Annotated in this window: 18 protein-coding genes; 12 read left to right on the forward strand and 6 right to left on the reverse strand. The window is 39.8% G+C overall.

Annotation, left to right across the window (positions count from 1 at the left end):
• Nucleotides 1-21: 21 nt before the first annotated feature.
• Nucleotides 22-1,263, reverse strand: coding sequence for a D-alanyl-D-alanine carboxypeptidase PBP3 (gene pbp3, locus FD735_RS04205; RefSeq protein ID WP_002874503.1), 1,242 nt, complete (start codon nt 1,261-1,263; stop codon nt 22-24).
• 104 nt (nt 1,264-1,367) lie between these two features.
• Here pbp3 and FD735_RS04210 point away from each other — a divergent pair, with 104 nt between their 5' ends.
• From FD735_RS04210 to ffh, 5 genes are all read left to right on the forward strand, one after another.
• Nucleotides 1,368-2,477, forward strand: a complete 1,110-nt coding sequence (locus FD735_RS04210) for an AI-2E family transporter (RefSeq protein WP_000489828.1) — start codon at nt 1,368-1,370, stop codon at nt 2,475-2,477.
• Between the two features lie 235 nt (nt 2,478-2,712).
• Nucleotides 2,713-3,909 carry an elongation factor Tu gene (tuf, locus tag FD735_RS04215; protein ID WP_001040720.1) on the forward strand — a complete coding sequence of 399 codons (1,197 nt, stop codon included), beginning with the start codon at nt 2,713-2,715 and terminating at the stop codon, nt 3,907-3,909.
• 144 nt (nt 3,910-4,053) lie between these two features.
• On the forward strand, nt 4,054-4,386 hold the full coding sequence (locus FD735_RS04220) for a putative DNA-binding protein (RefSeq protein WP_000402066.1): 333 nt from the start codon (nt 4,054-4,056) through the stop codon (nt 4,384-4,386).
• Between the two features lie 2 nt (nt 4,387-4,388).
• Nucleotides 4,389-4,604: a hypothetical protein gene (locus tag FD735_RS10035; RefSeq protein ID WP_000534887.1), complete on the forward strand. Its 216-nt coding sequence runs from the start codon at nt 4,389-4,391 to the stop codon at nt 4,602-4,604.
• Between the two features lie 19 nt (nt 4,605-4,623).
• Nucleotides 4,624-6,195, forward strand: a complete 1,572-nt coding sequence (gene ffh, locus FD735_RS04230) for a signal recognition particle protein (protein ID WP_000863609.1) — start codon at nt 4,624-4,626, stop codon at nt 6,193-6,195.
• Nucleotides 6,196-6,277: 82 nt separating this feature from the next.
• On the opposite strand, the gene FD735_RS04235 is transcribed toward ffh, so the two are convergent.
• The 5 genes from FD735_RS04235 to guaA form a co-directional block, all read right to left on the reverse strand.
• Nucleotides 6,278-7,276, reverse strand: a complete 999-nt coding sequence (locus FD735_RS04235) for a HAMP domain-containing sensor histidine kinase (protein ID WP_125391011.1) — start codon at nt 7,274-7,276, stop codon at nt 6,278-6,280.
• Nucleotides 7,266-7,949, reverse strand: a complete 684-nt coding sequence (locus FD735_RS04240; RefSeq protein WP_139658564.1) for a response regulator transcription factor — start codon at nt 7,947-7,949, stop codon at nt 7,266-7,268. Before FD735_RS04240 ends, FD735_RS04235 begins: the two co-directional genes overlap by 11 nt.
• Nucleotides 7,950-7,981: 32 nt before the next feature.
• Nucleotides 7,982-10,036 (reverse strand): FtsX-like permease family protein, encoded by a 2,055-nt coding sequence (locus tag FD735_RS04245; protein WP_139658565.1) that lies wholly within the window; start codon nt 10,034-10,036, stop codon nt 7,982-7,984.
• Nucleotides 10,026-10,799, reverse strand: coding sequence for an ABC transporter ATP-binding protein (locus tag FD735_RS04250; RefSeq protein ID WP_139658566.1), 774 nt, complete (start codon nt 10,797-10,799; stop codon nt 10,026-10,028). The genes FD735_RS04245 and FD735_RS04250 overlap by 11 nt, the downstream gene beginning before the upstream one ends.
• 246 nt (nt 10,800-11,045) lie before the next feature.
• Nucleotides 11,046-12,608, reverse strand: coding sequence for a glutamine-hydrolyzing GMP synthase (gene guaA, locus FD735_RS04255; RefSeq protein WP_139658567.1), 1,563 nt, complete (start codon nt 12,606-12,608; stop codon nt 11,046-11,048).
• Nucleotides 12,609-12,748: 140 nt separating this feature from the next.
• On the opposite strand from guaA, the gene FD735_RS04260 reads away from it, so the two are divergent.
• From FD735_RS04260 to FD735_RS04290, 7 genes are all read left to right on the forward strand, one after another.
• Entirely contained in the window at nt 12,749-13,447 is a 699-nt protein-coding gene (locus FD735_RS04260) for a GntR family transcriptional regulator (protein WP_000936178.1), read from the forward strand.
• Between the two features lie 137 nt (nt 13,448-13,584).
• The gene (locus FD735_RS04265; protein ID WP_070568709.1) at nt 13,585-14,871 is read left to right on the forward strand and encodes a U32 family peptidase; all 1,287 of its coding nucleotides are present in this window, start codon (nt 13,585-13,587) and stop codon (nt 14,869-14,871) included.
• 14 nt (nt 14,872-14,885) lie between these two features.
• Nucleotides 14,886-15,197, forward strand: a complete 312-nt coding sequence (locus FD735_RS04270) for a CHY zinc finger protein (RefSeq protein WP_076984503.1) — start codon at nt 14,886-14,888, stop codon at nt 15,195-15,197.
• Nucleotides 15,198-15,428: 231 nt separating this feature from the next.
• Nucleotides 15,429-15,629 carry a F0F1 ATP synthase subunit C gene (locus FD735_RS04275; RefSeq protein ID WP_001054556.1) on the forward strand — a complete coding sequence of 67 codons (201 nt, stop codon included), beginning with the start codon at nt 15,429-15,431 and terminating at the stop codon, nt 15,627-15,629.
• A gap of 34 nt (nt 15,630-15,663) precedes the next feature.
• Nucleotides 15,664-16,380 (forward strand): F0F1 ATP synthase subunit A, encoded by a 717-nt coding sequence (gene atpB / locus FD735_RS04280; protein ID WP_000392869.1) that lies wholly within the window; start codon nt 15,664-15,666, stop codon nt 16,378-16,380.
• 13 nt (nt 16,381-16,393) lie between these two features.
• Entirely contained in the window at nt 16,394-16,888 is a 495-nt protein-coding gene (gene atpF, locus FD735_RS04285) for a F0F1 ATP synthase subunit B (protein WP_061421090.1), read from the forward strand.
• Nucleotides 16,888-17,424, forward strand: coding sequence for a F0F1 ATP synthase subunit delta (locus tag FD735_RS04290; RefSeq protein WP_070568704.1), 537 nt, complete (start codon nt 16,888-16,890; stop codon nt 17,422-17,424). Before atpF ends, FD735_RS04290 begins: the two co-directional genes overlap by 1 nt.
• Nucleotides 17,425-17,434 lie beyond the last annotated feature (10 nt).

Here is a 17,434-nt window from a genome sequence, read left to right on the forward strand (position 1 = left end):
GCGATTGTTCGCGATTTTTTTTTATAGTTTTTCATTGATAAAGCGGATAAATTGATTCCACCAAACCTTCAAAAAGAAGGCTTTTTCAACTTTCTTTTCAGAAACCATTTCAAAAGATGGTTTGTCGGAAGTGAGATAGCCCTGCCCGACCAAATCCTGATCATCATAGGTCAGAGTACCAACAACCTTGCCTTCTTCCAATGGAGCCATTTCTGATGTTGATTTCGGTGTGAATTGGAGAGCTGGTGTAGTACCGCTTCCGATGCGTTGGACGATGGAAATGTCTGACTTAGCGACAGCTGTCACATTATCTTCTTTACCATCCAGAACTGTTACTTTACTATCGTTATATGCTTCACCTTTCTGAACGACGGTTTTTAAGGCAAAGTTTGCAGAAATATAATCTAAAAGTGCAGAAGTAGCAGTAAAACGTGCATAAGGGTTGGTATCTTGTTGATCTGCATTCAAAACAACCGTAATAATACGCATCCCTTTCTCAACAGTTGTTCCAACGAATGAAGCACCAGCTTTATCAGTAGTACCTGTCTTTAGTCCATCAATACCACCACGATAGGCAGGCATTCCCTCCAACATATAGTTGGTTGAGTGGATTTCAAGTCCTGCAAAGGTAGAAGTTGGTTTTTTTGTGATTTCCAAAACTTGAGGATAATCTCGGATGAGGTTACGAGCGACGATTGCAACATCGTAGGCACTCAACTTGTTTTCATCGTCTTTTTTAGAACCAGGATAGATATTATCGCCAAGGGTCTCATTATTTAAACCAGTTGTGTTTACAATAGTTGCATCTTGAATTCCCCATTCAAGAAGTTTAGCCCTCATCTTGTCTACAAAATCTTTCTCAGAACCAGCAATCTTTTCTGCTAGTGCAATCGCAGCGCTGTTCGCGCTGGATACCATTGTAGCCTCTAATAGCTGTTCAACAGTATAATTTCGAGCTTCCATAGGGACGTTACTCGCCTCAGAATTAGTTGTAAGTTTGTAAGGATAGTCCGAAATATCAACAGGTGTAGATAGGCTGATAGTTCCTTGTTCCAGAGCTTCATAGACCAAATAAACTGTAACCAGTTTTGTAATAGAAGCAATTTCTACAGGCTGATTTGCATCTTTTTCATAGAGGATTTTTCCAGTTGTAGCCTCGACAGCAATAGCATGTTTAGCAGCAACATCAAACTCCTGAGCAGAAACAGTAGAAGCTGTTCCAAAAACCAAAAGTGTCATAAAAGATAAAATTATTTTTTTCATATTAGCTTTATTTTATCATAAAGAAAAAAAATATTCTCGCTTTTTTACTAAAGCCAACTTATCTTTTTCAGAAATATGGTAAAATAGAGAGAAGGAGGATACCTATGTTCCGTAGAAACAAATTATTTTTTTGGACAGCTGAAATTTTATTATTAACATTGATTTTCTATCTTTGGAGAGAAATGGGAGCCATCATTACTCCCTTCGTAACGGTTGTGAATACCATCATGATTCCATTTTTGCTTGGTGGATTTTTTTACTACATTACAAATCCAGTCGTTACTTTCTTGGAAAAGAGATGTAAGATCAATCGTCTAATTGGCGTCTTGGTCACTCTTTGTGCCTTGATTGGTGCTATCGTTGTAGGGGTCGTTTATCTCTTGCCGATTTTGATTAATCAGTTGACCAGCTTGATTATTTCTAGTCAAAACATCTATAGTAGACTACAAGATTTGATCATCGATTTGTCCATGAATCCAGTCTTCCAAAATATTGATATTCAACAAACAATTCAACAACTGAATCTCTCCTATGTGGATATCCTACAGAATATCCTTAATAGCGTCAGCAACAGTTTAGGAAGCGTTCTTTCAGCCTTGTTTAGTACAGTTCTGATTCTCATTATGACCCCTGTATTCTTGATTTATTTCTTGTTGGATGGTCATAAGTTGCTACCAATGTTGGAACGTACCATCTTAAAACATGACAAATTGAATCTTTCTAGCCTTTTAACCAATCTCAATACAACCATAGCGCGCTATATCAGTGGAATTGCGATTGATGCGGTTATTATTGGATGTTTAGCCTATATTGGCTATAGCGTTATCGGATTAAAGTACGCCCTAGTTTTTGCTATTTTTTCTGGAATCGCAAATTTGATTCCTTATGTTGGTCCAAGTATTGGCTTGATTCCAATGGTGATTGCCAATGTGTTCACAGATCCTCATCGTATGTTGATTGCGGTTGCTTATATGCTCATTATTCAGCAGATTGACGGAAATGTTCTCTATCCACGCATCGTTGGAGGAGTTATGAAAGTGCATCCGATTACGATTTTGGTGCTCCTTTTACTGTCAAGTAATATCTACGGTGTCATAGGGATGGTCGTAGCAGTACCTACTTACTCTATTTTTAAAGAAATTACTAAGTTCCTAGCGAAATTATATGAAAACCATAAAGAAGCTAAGGAACTGGAAAAAACAGAATCAAATTAAAATCAGGGAGACCTGATTTTTTTGATGAAAAGACTATCGCCAAACGAAAAGAAGTTTGAATTCATATTGCCATAAAGAAGCAGAAGAACAGGATTTGATAAGATTTAGATTAATTCACAAAATATGTGTAAAACACTTGCAATTTAGCAGAAATTTGATAAAATAGTAAGGAAAGTTAGACTGTATTGCCTACTGTCTATCTATAAAATATATTTTATTGGAGGCTTTTACTCAAATGGCAAAAGAAAAATACGATCGTAGTAAACCACACGTTAACATTGGTACTATCGGACACGTTGACCACGGTAAAACTACTTTGACTGCAGCTATCACAACTGTATTGGCACGTCGCTTGCCTTCAGCAGTTAACCAACCTAAAGACTATGCGTCTATCGATGCTGCTCCAGAAGAACGCGAACGCGGTATCACTATCAACACTGCGCACGTTGAGTACGAAACTGAAAAACGTCACTACGCTCACATCGACGCTCCAGGACACGCGGACTACGTTAAAAACATGATTACTGGTGCTGCTCAAATGGACGGAGCTATCCTTGTAGTAGCTTCAACTGACGGACCAATGCCACAAACTCGTGAGCACATCCTTCTTTCACGTCAGGTTGGTGTTAAACACCTTATCGTCTTCATGAACAAAATTGACTTGGTAGACGACGAAGAATTGCTTGAATTGGTTGAAATGGAAATCCGTGACCTCTTGTCAGAATACGACTTCCCAGGTGACGATCTTCCAGTTATCCAAGGTTCAGCTCTTAAAGCTCTTGAAGGTGACTCTAAATACGAAGACATCATCATGGAATTGATGAACACTGTTGATGAGTACATCCCAGAACCAGAACGTGACACTGAAAAACCATTGCTTCTTCCAGTCGAAGACGTATTCTCAATCACTGGACGTGGTACAGTTGCTTCAGGACGTATCGACCGTGGTACTGTTCGTGTCAACGACGAAATCGAAATCGTTGGTATCAAAGAAGAAACTCAAAAAGCAGTTGTTACTGGTGTTGAAATGTTCCGTAAACAACTTGACGAAGGTCTTGCTGGAGATAACGTAGGTGTCCTTCTTCGTGGTGTTCAACGTGACGAAATCGAACGTGGACAAGTTATCGCTAAACCAGGTTCAATCAACCCACACACTAAATTTAAAGGTGAAGTCTACATCCTTACTAAAGAAGAAGGTGGACGTCACACTCCATTCTTCAACAACTACCGTCCACAATTCTACTTCCGTACTACTGACGTTACAGGTTCAATCGAACTTCCTGCAGGTACTGAAATGGTAATGCCTGGTGATAACGTGACTATCGACGTTGAGTTGATCCACCCAATCGCCGTAGAACAAGGTACTACATTCTCTATCCGTGAGGGTGGACGTACTGTTGGTTCAGGTATGGTTACAGAAATCGAAGCTTAATTCGATTAAGTTCCCAGAAGAACAATTATTTAAGTCAGACACTAAAAGAATCTTGCCTTGCAAGGTTCTTTTTTTCTTCTCCTTACTCTATTTGAAGTGCTTCTACTCTAGCAGTATAATAGTTTTTTTGGTATAATAAAAGTTATGGAAATCGAAAAAACCAATCGTATGAACGCCCTTTTTGAATTTTATGCGGCGCTTTTGACAGACAAGCAGATGAACTATATTGAACTCTATTATGCTGATGATTATAGTCTTGCTGAGATTGCTGAAGAGTTCGGTGTCAGTCGTCAGGCTGTCTATGATAATATCAAGCGGACGGAAAAGATTCTAGAAGATTATGAGATGAAACTGCACATGTATTCGGACTACATTGTCCGCAGTCAGATTTTTGACCAGATCTTGGAGCGTTATCCCAAGGATGACTTTCTGCAGGAGCAGATAGAAATTTTAACAAGTATTGATAATAGAGAATAAGTATGGGGAGTATAGTCATCTACAAAGGTATACCCTGTAAACTATTAGCTGCTGAGACTCCTTTTCCCACAAGGCTACAAATCCTCTCGTCTGATTCTATCTTTCGAGCTCTTCAAGAGGGATTTAGCTGTTGGGGATATCCAAATGAGATAATGAAAGAAGTCACTCCAGAAGAACTTGTTTGTTTACAAGATTTTGGACGTTTTCCACCGAATTAATGAAACATAGGAGAAAAAAATGGCATTTGAAAGTTTAACAGAACGTTTACAGAACGTCTTTAAAAATCTACGTAAAAAAGGAAAAATATCTGAGGCTGATGTCCAGGAAGCAACCAAAGAGATTCGTTTGGCCTTGCTGGAAGCCGACGTTGCTTTGCCTGTTGTAAAGGACTTTATCAAGAAGGTTCGTGAACGTGCAGTCGGACACGAGGTCATTGATACCCTCAATCCAGCCCAACAGATTATCAAAATCGTTGATGAGGAATTGACAGCTGTTTTAGGTTCCGATACGGCAGAAATTATCAAGTCACCAAAAATTCCAACCATTATCATGATGGTCGGTTTGCAAGGGGCTGGTAAAACGACTTTTGCTGGTAAGCTGGCTAATAAACTCAAGAAGGAAGAAAATGCTCGTCCTTTGATGATTGCGGCAGATATTTATCGTCCAGCAGCCATCGATCAGCTGAAAACACTTGGACAACAAATCGATGTTCCTGTCTTTGCACTTGGAACAGAAGTGCCTGCTGTTGAAATTGTTCGCCAAGGTTTGGAGCAAGCGCAGGCCAATCACAACGACTATGTCTTGATCGATACGGCAGGGCGTTTACAAATCGATGAACTTCTTATGAATGAGCTTCGTGATGTTAAAGCACTGGCTCAACCAAACGAAATCCTCCTTGTCATTGATGCCATGATCGGTCAGGAAGCGGCTAATGTTGCCCGTGAGTTTAATGCTCAGTTGGAAGTAACTGGTGTCATCCTTACCAAGATTGATGGGGATACTCGTGGTGGTGCAGCTTTGTCTGTTCGTCACATCACTGGAAAACCTATCAAGTTCACTGGTACGGGTGAAAAGATAACAGATATCGAAACCTTCCACCCAGACCGTATGTCAAGCCGTATCCTTGGTATGGGGGATATGCTCACTTTGATTGAGAAAGCTTCTCAGGAATACGATGAGCAAAAAGCTCTTGAAATGGCTGAGAAAATGCGCGAAAACACCTTTGATTTCAATGATTTCATTGATCAATTGGATCAGGTGCAAAATATGGGGCCAATGGAAGACTTACTCAAGATGATTCCAGGTATGGCTAACAATCCTGCCCTTCAAAATATGAAGGTGGATGAGCGCCAGATTGCGCGCAAACGTGCCATTGTGTCTTCTATGACACCTGAAGAACGCGAAAACCCTGATCTGTTAAATCCAAGTCGTCGCCGTCGTATCGCTGCTGGTTCTGGAAATACCTTTGTCGAAGTCAATAAATTTATCAAGGACTTTAACCAGGCCAAACAGCTCATGCAAGGTGTCATGTCTGGGGATATGAACAAGATGATGAAGCAGATGGGAATCAACCCAAATAACCTTCCAAAAAATATGCCAAATATGGGAGGGATGGATATGTCTGCCCTTGAAGGCATGATGGGACAAGGTGGAATGCCGGATATGTCAGGTCTCGGAGGAGCAGGCATGCCAGATATGAGCCAGATGTTTGGTGGCGGACTCAAAGGTAAAATTGGTGAATTTGCCATGAAACAGTCTATGAAACGCATGGCCAACAAAATGAAAAAAGCGAAGAAAAAACGCAAATAAAAAAGGAAAGCAGAAGTGCTTTCCTTTTTGGTATAAAATATGTGCTTTCTATGATTAGGCAATTTTCTTAATTGAAAAATGACTAAATAGAAAGAGAGATTTCAAAGCCTTGCATCCATTCGGATTTTACTGTGATTTCGATTTTTAAAGCATCTGCTAATTGTTTGACCAGATATAGGCCCATGCCTGTTGATTTTTTCCTTGTCTCTCCTGAATCACCTGTAAAACCTTTCTCAAAGATATGAGGTAAGTCACAAGCTTTAACTCCGCAGCCATTATCCCTAATAATCAGACTTGTACGTCCCTTGTCTTTTGATATATAAATATTGAGTTCGGGTTTGTCGGAGCTATATTTAATGGAGTTGGCTAGGATTTGAGAGAGGATAAATTCAAAACTGCGTTGATCGGTGTAGCAGATTCCTTGTATGTTTTCTACCTTAATCGTAAATTTCTTTTCTTTGAGCAAGGGATCAAAGTTTTCCAAAAGATCTTGGATACACTCTTCTAGGTCAAGGTATTCAAATAGAAAATCATTTTTCTCACTTTTCACCCTGTAGTAGAATAGGATCTGTGATACATTTTCTTGGATTTGCTTTTTCACATAGTCCAACTTAAAAGCTGTATCCTCAGGCAACTGGTCGCTTTGATTGTCCAAAAGGAGGGAAAGAAGCGACAGAGGGAGTTTAATCTCATGCGCCCATTTTTCAACATAGTCCTCATACTCGGCTAGTAATGAGTTGAGTTTTCCTATTTCAGCCTGCTTTTGATAAAGTGTATCTGCTATTTTTTCAATGCTTTCTTTTTCTGAGGCACTTGATAAATGCAATAATTCAAGCTCAGTATCCGTCTTGGGATTGGCTATGAAGGCTTTATAGGCAGATGATTTTTTTCTTTCTGTTCTTATAAGTAAGAATGATAGGATGAAAAAAAGCAGGACGGTTGCTAAAATATAGAGAAGGATGAGGGCTTGAAACATTCTCACATCTGAAAGCCAAAGCAGGACAGCTGTAAATAGATCAAATGCTAAGAGAACAAGTAACCAAGGCAGATAACTAGCTAGATATTTTAGATTATGTTTCATCTGGACTTACCTCTTCAAGCTTGTAACCAATACCTCTGACGGACTTGACTTGAAGGGCAATGCCAGCCTGTTTCATCACCTTTTTTAGCCTTGCAATGTTTACTTGTAGGGCATTTTCATCGATGAACTCAGTTGTATTCCACAGTTTCATACTTAGTTCTTCTTTTGTGATGACAGGAGCATTAGTAACCAATAAGGTTTCTAACAATTTCCCTTGATTTTGGGGGAGTAAAATCGAGTGTCCATTGATATAAAGGGTATAGGTCTGTCTATCCAGCAGAAAATTATCTTTTTCAAGTAGATTTCGTCTGCCTTCATAGCGTTTCAAGATATTTTCTATACGTACCAAAAATCTTTCTTTCTTGAAAGGCTTTGTTAGATACTCATCTGCCCCTAATTTCAGGGCGTAAATCTCATCTTTTAGTTGTTCACGGGAGGTGAGAACCAATATGGGCACAGAGCGTTTGGACTTGAGATTTTTACAAATTTGAAAACCAGTTTCTCCCGGCAAATTCAAATCGAGTATGATTAGATCCGTATCGTATTGCAGCACTTGCTGGCTTGTATCTTTGAAGTCAATCAACTTATCAACTTGATAACCCGTCTTCTCTAACAAAATAACAATTTCATCTCGAATCAAGGCTTCATCTTCAATAACCAGAATATGCTTCATATCGGTTCCTCCTTTTCCTAATTTATTTTACCTTATTCATCTCTTTTGGGTTCCATTAAGGATAATAAGTACTTGTTGCTATTTTTCTTTACAATTCTGATATAGATGACTTCAAAGCCAGCTAAAAGCAGTACGATCAGCATGGCTGTGATAAATTTTTGCCCCATGGCCATTTTTGCACTGGCTGGTACTATTCCTGTGAGGAGGGAGTTCACTCCGAAGCTACTACTGATAAGTGCAAGGGCTATTGGCAGACCAAAATACCAATTGATTTGCTTTTCTGAAGATCTACAAAGAGTTTCATAGTTGGCACCAAGATGGATTAAGGTCTGGTATCGTCTATAGGATTGTCTTTGTCCCATCAAAAACTGAACGCCAATGATTGTATTTGTGACAACAAGGAAGATGATAGCCAGATAGATAGTGATATAGCTGGCAGAGATAATGTAAAATAATTGTCTTCCCATATTTTGTATATAGCTTTCATAGCCAAGAGAGGTTTGATTTAGCTTTTCATTGGTATCTGAGATAGCTCTCATCAGGCCTTTTTCCTTGACTAGCTCAGGAGCTAAGATACCGCTGACATAGTTCGAGTAGCGACCGTCTGTATAGTTCATAAAGACTTCATCTGGGACTATGAGGGCAACAGAGAGGGTGATTTCACGATCCGTTACAATCGGTAAAGACTCCACCTCTCCAATCAATTTTACATCATTTTCCATGACTTTGATTTGAGGATTCGTCTTTAGAACAGAGTTGACGAGACTTTCATCTGGGAGAAAATCTTTCCCTATATACAAGTAGGCTTCCTTGCTAGTTAATTCTAGAGGAGGGAGATTGGCAGCCTTTCTAAGTTCATTGTATTCGGAAACTGGTATGAGGTGGGAAGTAGTAGACTGTTTAAATCTTTGGAGCAAAATTTCCTTGTTCTTGCTGCCTTTTTGCTCTTTCAAAATCTTGATGAACTGTTCAAAGGACACGGACTCGTGTTCTTTCGGTTTGCCGACTTTGATTTGCAGAATCTTTGAAAACTGTGATGCTAATCCTGCAGTTTCAAGCTCTTTTTTAACTTTGTCTATATCAAGATTTTCGTCTGTTTCCTGCTTGCTATCTCTAAATGTATAATCCAATACGTGGGTTTGATTGCCTGAATTGCCACTTGAAATAGCAACACCTGCTCCAAAGAGGCACAAGGCAGAGAAGATTAAGAGGGAGCAGATGGCCAGTATAGTTGAGCGCTGGATAACTAATTCCTGAATCTGTCTAAAATTATAGGCATGAAGTTTTCGATTGTTTCCAAGCTTGACCAAAAAGTCTATAAATAAACGCATACCAAAGAAGAGTAGGATAGTTCCCAGAGTTCCTAAGAGAACGGTGATGCCCATTGTTATGACATTTTCCCAAGCTCGTCCACTCATCCCCATGTAATAGGCTGTTCCTAGAAGCAAAATCCCGAGGACAGAAGCAAGAAGGTATACCCCCTTGGGTAGTACTTTCTTAATCCCAGAAGGAGAATAGGTAAGCAGGTTTCCGATTTCCATATTGGCCGTCTTTGCACTTAAAAGGACAAAAACAGCTAATTTTACGGCTAGGAAGCCGATGACTGTATAGAGTAGAGCTGTGGTAGATAGAGAAAATTGATGTTCAATAATCCCTAGTCCTACAATTTTAGCGGTTATTAGGCTGATTAGTTCTGAGATCAAGATAGAAATTGGAAGGCCTATTCCAAGGGCAAGGACACTGTTTCTCAAATCCTCGAGCAGGAGTAGCAAGAACAGTTTGCTTCTTCGCATTCCCAGTGTGAGATAGACACCAAATTCATGTTTTCTCCTTTCCATCTGCATACTGCTTGCGAAGTAGACTAGAAAAAAGAGAATAAAGAGCGTTGCTACATAAAGAATAGGAATCATGCTAAAGAGTTTATTTACAGCGTCACTTTCTATTTGTTTTAGAAAGGTCATCACATCTTGATGGGACAAAGAAAGGATGATGTAAAAGGAGATAATAGAAAGAACCATGGAACTGAAGTACAAGCCATTATTTTTTCGGTCTCTCTTGCTATTTCTTGAGACTAATTTAGAAAACATTGCCATCACCTCCAGCTAGGGCTGCCATGACCTTTAGTATTCTGTGGTAGAAGTCTTCTTGACTTTCTCTTGGATAATCGCGACGGATTTCATGGAATAGTTTTCCGTCTTGGATAAACAAGATGCGGTTGCAAAAGCTGGCTGCGACGGAATCGTGGGTCACCATGAGAATGGTGGTTTCTTCCACTTGATTCATTTCGGATAATTTTTGCATCAAAATGGTCGCATTTTTTGAATCCAAAGCCCCAGTGGGCTCATCCGCAAATACAATCTTAGGTTCCAAAATCAAGGCACGAGCAGCAGCTACCCTTTGCCGTTGACCACCTGATAATTGAGATGGGAACTTATCCAGAAGTTCAGAAATATCCAGATATTGGGAAAGCAATTCTAACCGAACCTTGCTTTCGTTGGCATCGACCTTGTGCAAAGACAAGGGGAGTAAAATATTTTCTTTGGCTGTCAGATTATCCAAAAGCTCAAAATTCTGGAAGAGATAGCCAATTTCCCTGCCACGATAATCAGCTAACTGACTACCTTTTAACTGACCTAAATCCTTTTCTTGCATTTGAATGGAGCCGTCAGTTGGTTTGATAATGGTAGCGAGACAGTTAAGAAGGGTTGTTTTCCCAGAACCACTGCTCCCCATAATCCCTAAGAATTCACCTTTGACAACTTGAAAAGATATACCGTTCAAGGCTTTGGTGATATTCGGATCTTTTCCATAATGCTTTTTTAATGATTCTACTCGTAAAATTGTTTCCATGTGAGACACCTCCATCTTTTGTTAATTTCATTATAATATGAATCAGAGTAGAATAACACTTACGGATGATGTAAGAAATCTTTATCATTAGGTTATTGGATCTATACTTACTATATTATAGCATGGTTTTAGGGATTTAAAAAGCGGAGTTGAGAGTCGAGAAATTTTCTTAATATTGAAATTATAAAAAATAATACTACTGTAGTCCATGCTCCAGCAGTATTATTTATTATTTTATAGAAAATTCTATTCCCACTCCACGGTTGCAGGTGGTTTACTTGTAATGTCGTAGACGATACGGTTAACGTGGTCCACTTCGTTTACGATACGTACAGAGATTTTTTGAAGAACTTCCCAAGGAATCTTGGCAAAGTCAGCTGTCATACCATCGATAGAAGTGATCGCACGAATGGCGATGGTGTAGTCATAAGTACGACCGTCACCCATAACACCGACTGAACGAACGCCTGTGTTGACAGTAAAGTATTGCCAGATATCGCGGTCAAGACCAGCTTTAGCGATTTCTTCGCGAAGGATAGCATCAGACTCACGAACAGTTTCTAGTTTTTCTTCAGTGATTTCACCCATGACACGGATAGCAAGTCCTGGTCCTGGGAATGGTTGGCGCCATACAATGTGGTCTGGCATACCAAGCTCTGTACCGAGAGAACGGACTTCGTCTTTATAAAGAGTGTTCAATGGTTCAATCAACTCGAACTGCATGTCTTCTGGAAGTCCACCAACATTGTGGTGTGATTTGATGGTTTGAGCAGTATCTGTACCAGACTCAATCACGTCAGTGTATAGTGTTCCTTGAGCAAGGAATTTTACATCTTTTAGCTTACTTGCTTCGTCATCGAAGACATAAACAAACTCGTTACCGATAATCTTCCGTTTTTGTTCAGGATCAGAAACACCTGCAAGTTTATCAAGGAATCGTTTAGCAGCGTCTGCTTTAACGATATTCAAACCAAACTTACCACCAAGCATGTCCATAACTTGGTCAGCCTCTCCCTTACGGAGAAGACCGTGGTCTACAAAGATACAGATCAATTGATCGCCGATTGCTTTCTGGAGAAGAACGCCAACAACAGAAGAGTCAACACCACCTGATAGGCCGAGAAGAACACGCTTGTCACCTACAGTTTCACGGATTTTTTTGATCTGCATATCGATGAAGTTGTCCATTGACCAGTCGCCTTTAGCCTGACAGATGTTAAGGGCAAAGTTGCGAAGGATATCATTCCCGTATACAGAATGGCGAACTTCTGGGTGGAATTGGATACCATAGATGTGCTTGTCAGGGTTTTCAATAGCTGCATAAGGACAGTCAGCAGAAGTTCCAGTACGAACAAAATCAGCTGGAATCTCTGTAACAGCATCGCCATGGCTCATCAAAACAATCTGTTCTTCAGGAGTCCCTTCAAAGAGGGCAGAAGTGGTATGGGTAAGTGGTGATTGGCCATACTCTCGGTTACCAGCATCACCTGCAGGGACAACTTTTCCTCCAAGTTTATGAGTTAAAAGTTGCATACCATAGCATATTCCTAAAATTGGAATGCCAAGTTCAAAAATTTCTGGGTCAATATCAAATGAACCATCTTCGTATACAGAGTTTGGTCCACCAGAGAGGATGATCCCTACAGGGTTAATCGCACGAACCTCTGCAGCTGAGATTTTGTGACTTTTTAGCTCTGAAAAAACACCAATTTCACGAATACGGCGTGAAATCAGCTGGTTGTATTGGCTACCATAGTCCAGCACGATAATTTTTTCGACATCTTGCAAATCAGTTGAAGTGTTGCTCATCTTTTTCCTTTCTCAAAAGAAATATCTTTTTCAATATTCTATCACAAATAGGGGCGAATTACCAACTAAACAAGGCAAAGTTTGACTTTTTCTTAGCAAATACGGTACAATGGAGAAAATAAAGAAAAGAAGTGAGAATCATGTTACCAGCTTATATGAAAATCCACGATCAGATCAAAAAGGATATAGATGAGCATCATTGGAAAATCGGAGAGAGGCTTCCAAGTGAGCGAGATTTAGCGGAACAGTTTCAAGTTAGCCGGATGACATTACGCCAAGCTATCTCTCTCTTGGTTGAGGAAGGAGTTTTGGAGCGTCGAGTAGGAAGTGGGACTTTTGTCTCTAGCACTCGTGTCCAAGAAAAAATGCGGGGAACGACAAGTTTTACGGAGATTGTCAAATCTCAGGGGAAAGTACCTTCCAGCCAACTCATTTCTTATAGAAGAACCATTCCAAATGAGCAAGAGGTCGCTAAGCTAGGGATTACTCCGACAGAGAATATTATCCGTATGGAACGGGTGCGTTACGCTGACCAAGTTCCGCTAGTCTATGAAGTCGCATCCATTCCTGAGAAATTTATCAAGGATTTTAAAAAAGAAGAAATCACCAGTCATTTCTTCCAAACCTTGCAGCAACATGGCTACCGGATTGGCAAATCCCAACAGACCATTTATGCGAGATTGGCTAAGGAAAAGATTGCTCACTATCTAGAAGTCGAAAAGGGGCATGCCATTTTAGCCTTGACTCAGGTCTCTTATCTTGAAGATGGGACAGCTTTTGAGTATGTAAAGAGTCAATACGTGGGCGAACGCTTTGAATTTTATCTTGAAAATAACTAGTTTAGAAAGGCTAGTTTTTTGTTTTCTTAAAAGATTAGAATTGTCAAAACAATCTGTCTAGGCTTGATTTTATCCATTATTTACTATAAAATGAGAAGGAAAAACGTCAAACTTTTATATTGCAAATAGGAGAAAAAATGACAAAAACATTAAAACGTCCTGAGGTTTTATCACCTGCAGGGACTTTAGAGAAGCTGAAAGTAGCTGTTCAATATGGTGCGGACGCAGTCTTCATCGGCGGACAGGCCTATGGTCTTCGTAGCCGTGCAGGAAACTTCACCTTTGAACAGATGGAAGAAGGAGTCCAGTTTGCTGCTAAGTACGGTGCCAAGGTCTATGTGGCTGCTAACATGGTTATGCACGAAGGAAACGAAGCTGGTGCTGGAGAATGGTTCCGTAAGTTGCGTGACATTGGGATTGCCGCAGTTATCGTGTCAGATCCAGCCTTGATTATGATTGCAGCAACTGAAGCACCAGGTCTTGAAATCCACCTTTCAACCCAAGCAAGTGCGACCAACTATGAAACTCTTGAGTTCTGGAAAGAACTTGGTCTAACTCGTGTGGTTTTGGCTCGTGAAGTTTCAATGGAAGAATTGGCAGAGATTCGCAAACGTACAGATGTCGAGATTGAAGCATTTGTCCATGGGGCCATGTGTATTTCTTACTCAGGTCGTTGTACGCTTTCAAACCACATGAGTATGCGTGATGCTAACCGTGGTGGTTGTTCTCAATCTTGCCGTTGGAAATACGACCTCTACGACATGCCATTCGGCCAAGAACGTAAGAGCCTTAAAGGTGAAATCCCAGAAGAATTTTCGATGTCTGCCGTAGATATGTCTATGATTGACCATATCCCAGATATGATTGAAAATGGTGTAGACAGTCTTAAGATCGAAGGTCGTATGAAGTCTATTCACTATGTTTCAACAGTAACAAACTGCTACAAGGCGGCTGTGGATGCTTATCTCGAAAGTCCTGAAAAGTTTGAGGCCATCAAACAGGACTTGGTGGACGAGATGTGGAAGGTTGCCCAGCGTGAATTGGCAACTGGATTCTACTATGGTACACCGTCTGAGAATGAGCAGTTATTTGGCGCACGTCGTAAAATTCCTGAATACAAGTTTGTCGCTGAAGTGGTTGCTTATGATGATGCGACTCAAACGGCAACCATTCGTCAACGAAATGTCATCAACGAAGGCGATCAAGTTGAGTTTTATGGACCAGGTTTCCGTCATTTTGATACTTATATCGAAGATCTTCATGATGCCAAGGGCAATAAAATCGACCGTGCTCCAAATCCAATGGAACTCTTGACAATCAAGGTCCCACAACCTGTACAAGCAGGTGACATGGTTCGTGCTCTGAAAGAAGGGCTCATCAACCTCTATAAGGAAGACGGGACAAGTGTTACAGTTCGTGCCTAGATAAGGAAAAGGGAATGATTCAAGCTCAAGGTTTATTGGTAGATGATGAAAGCAGGTGTGTTCATTATCATAGTGAAAAGGATATTGTTTCACTCCAGTGTTATGAATGCAAGAAATACTATGCATGCTATCAGTGCCACAATGCTATGGAAACGCATTTGTTTTCGCCCTATCCCTTGGTGCTTTCTGAGGATCGACCGATCTTATGTGGGGTTTGTAAGAGGACAATGACTTTCCAAGATTACCAAAAACAGATGGCTTGTCCTTACTGCAGTGCACCATTTAATCCAGGTTGTAAACAACACTATTCCTACTATTTTAAATAAAATGAATCGATCCAAGTTCTTAACTTGGATTTTTCGGTTTGTTTCAGAAAATATAGTAAAATCAAGAAAAACTCGCAATCTAAAATGGAAAAACTTTCTATAGAATAGTGTAAAAATAGCAAAAATAGAAATAAATCAGCTGAAACGCTTCCAACGTAAGTAAAAAGTTGACAAAAACAAATTTTAGGACTAAACTAAGTAAGTAAATTTTAAATAAAAGGAGAATTCATCATGAATTTAACATTTTTCGGTCTTTGTCTTGCCTGTATGGGTGTATCCCTTGCAGAAGGTATGTTGATGAACGGTTTGTTCAAATCAGCAGCTCGCCAACCAGACATCATCCCACAATTACGTAGCTTAATGATCATGGGGATTGCCTTTATTGAAGGAACGTTCTTGGTTACCCTCGTCTTTTCATTCGTCATCAAATAGACAAATGGAACGAGAAGAAAAGGGAGGATTCTAGATGGAAGAAAGTATCAATCCAACCATCAATATTGGTCCTGTTACCTTTGATTTAACCATGTTAGCCATGACCTTGTTGATTGTGGGAGTTGTTTTTGGCTTTATCTATTGGGCAAGTCGCAATATGACTTTGAAACCCAAAGGAAAGCAAAATGTACTTGAGTATTTCTATGACTTCGTTATTGGATTTACAGAACCTAACATTGGTAAAAGCTACATGAAAGACTACTCGCTCTTTTTCCTTTGTCTATTTCTATTTATGGTACTGGCAAATAACCTCGGTTTGATGGCGAAACTTCAAACTACAGATGGGACAAACCTTTGGACATCGCCAACTGCAAATCTCCAGTTTGACTTGGCCTTGTCATTTGGAATTATCCTGATGACCCATATTGAAGGGATTCGTCGCCGTGGGATTAAAAAATATCTAAAAGCCTATATCACACCTGGCTTTATGACTCCCATGAATATCTTAGAAGAGTTTACCAACTTTTTATCACTTGCCTTGCGGGTGTTCGGAAATATCTTTGCTGGAGAAGTGATGGCTAGTTTGCTAATCACTCTATCTCATCAAGCTCTATATTGGTATCCAGTTGCTTTTGGTGCTAACTTGGCTTGGACAGCCTTTTCTGTCTTTATTTCCTGCATCCAAGCCTATGTGTTTACCATGTTGTCTTCTATGTACTTAGGAAATAAGATAAATGATGGAGAAGAGTAGAAAGGAGTAACAGATGCACGTAACAGTAGGTGAATTAATTGGTAACTTTATTTTAATCGCTGGCTCTTTTATCCTTTTGATTGTCTTAGTTAAGAAATATGCGTGGTCAAACTTGACAAGTGTCTTCGAAGAAAGGGCAAATAAAATTGCTGCTGATATTGATGGAGCTGAACAAGCTCGTCAAAAAGCAGAAACTCTTGCCCAAAAACGTGAAGATGAATTGGCTGGTAGTCGCAACGAAGCCAAAACAATCATTGAAAATGCTAAAGAGACTGCAGAGAAGAGTAAAGCAGATATTCTGGCAGATGCTAAAGTAGAAGCGGGTCGCTTAAAAGAGAAGGCGAATCAAGAAATTGCTCAGAATAAAGCAGAAGCTTTGCAAAGTGTTAAGGGCGAGGTGGCAGATTTGACGATTAGTCTTGCTGTTAAAATCATCTCAAAAAACCTTGACAGTCATGCTCATAAGGAACTCATTGATCAGTATATCGATCAGCTAGGAGAAGCCTAATGGACAAGAAAACAGCAAAGGTCATTGAAAAGTACAGCATGCCTTTTGTCCAATTAGTGATTGAAAAAGGAGAAGAGGACCGGATTTTTGCAGACTTGGATCAAATCAAGCAAGTCGCAGAAGAAACGGGCTTACCTTCTTTTTTAGCTCAGGTGGCAGTTGATGAGTCTGATAAGGAAAAAACAGTTGGTTTTTTTCAAGACTCTGTCTCACCTTTAATGCAAAACTTTATTCAGGTTCTGATTTACAATCACAGAGCAAATCTTTTTTATGATATCATTGTTGATTGTTTGAATCGTCTTGAAATAGAAACCAATCATTTTGTAGTCACGATTTCCTCAGCTCATCCTTTAACGGACGAGCAGAAGGAACGTTTGCTTCCCTTGATAGAGAAAAAAATGTCTCTGAAAGTACGGAGTATCAAAGAACAAATTGATGAAGGACTCATTGGTGGTTTTGTTATTTTTGCTAATCACAAGACAATTGATGTGAGTATAAAACAACAACTTCGAGTTGTTAAAGAAAATTTGAAATAGAAAGTGGTGT

Origin of the sequence: Streptococcus sp. 1643, from assembly GCF_006228325.1 — a bacterium.
Classification (GTDB): domain Bacteria; phylum Bacillota; class Bacilli; order Lactobacillales; family Streptococcaceae; genus Streptococcus.